The 1,203-nt window shown below is 67.3% G+C and carries 1 protein-coding gene; it reads left to right on the plus strand.

Annotation, left to right across the window (positions count from 1 at the left end):
- On the plus strand, positions 1–1,086 hold a 1,086-nt coding region (locus DMC18_RS15460), incomplete at its 5' end, for a dicarboxylate/amino acid:cation symporter (protein WP_110133077.1).
- Positions 1,087–1,203 lie beyond the last annotated feature (117 nt).

A 1,203-nucleotide genomic window follows, 5' to 3' on the forward strand; every position in this document is an offset into this window, starting at 1 on the left:
CTGGTCTTCACCACCCTGGTGGCCGGCATCGCCCACATGGAGGACGCCGCCGCGGTCGGCCGCATCGGCGCCAAGACCCTGGGCTGGTTCATCGGCGCCTCGGCCGTGTCGCTGCTGCTGGGCCTGCTGATGGTCCACCTGCTGCAGCCGGGCCATGGGCTGCACCTGGTCGAGGCCGCCGTCTCGTCCAAGCCCGCCGCCTCGACCGACGCCTTCACCCTGAAGGGCTTCATCACCCACCTGGTGCCGACCTCGATCTTCGACGCCATGGCCAAGAACGAGATCCTGCAGATCGTCGTCTTCTCGCTGTTCGTCGGCACCGCCGTGGCGGCCCTGGACGACAAGGCCCCGCAGGTGCTGCACCTGGTGGAACAGTGCGCGCAGATCATGCTGAAGGTCACCGGCTTCGTCATGAAGCTGGCCCCGCTGGCGATCTTCGCGGCCCTGGCCTCGACCATCGCCACCCAAGGCCTGGCCATGCTGGCCACCTACGCCAAGTTCGTGCTCGGCTTCTACGCCACCATGGGCACCCTCTGGGTGCTGCTGTTCGCCGCCGCCTTCGTGGTGCTGGGCAAGCGCGCCATCCCGCTGTTCGGGGTGATCCGCGAGCCGGCCCTGCTGGCCTTCTCGACCGCCTCGTCCGAAGCCGCCTATCCGCGCATCCTCGACAGCCTGCCCAAGGTGGGCGTGCGCCGCCGCATCGTCTCGTTCGTCCTGCCGCTGGGCTATTCGTTCAATCTCGACGGCTCGATGCTCTACTGCACCTTCGCCACCATGTTCATCATGCAGGCCCACGGGGTGCACCTGACCATCCAGCAGCAGATCTTCATGCTGCTGCTGCTGATGGTGACCTCCAAGGGCATCGCCGGCGTGCCGCGCGCCTCGCTCGTCGTCATCATGGCCACCCTGACCTATTTCGGCCTGCCCGAGGCCTGGATCGCCCTGGTGCTCGGCGTCGACCACCTGCTCGACATGGGCCGCTCGGCGACGAACGTCGTCGGCAACTCGGTGGCCGCGGCCGTGGTGGCCAAGTGGGAGGGGGAGCTGGAGGACATCCAGCCGGAGGAGGCTTCGGCCACCGCCTGATCTCTCCTCCGTAAAATCCCCGCGAAAGCGGGGACCCAGGCGTTTTCTGAAACGCGCCGCGCTCTACGATAAAAAGCCTGGGCCCCCGCTTTCGCGGGGGTTTTACGGTTTGGGGGT

The sequence above is a fragment of the Caulobacter sp. D5 genome (genome assembly GCF_003185805.1).
In the GTDB taxonomy this organism is placed as follows: Bacteria; Pseudomonadota; Alphaproteobacteria; order Caulobacterales; family Caulobacteraceae; genus Caulobacter.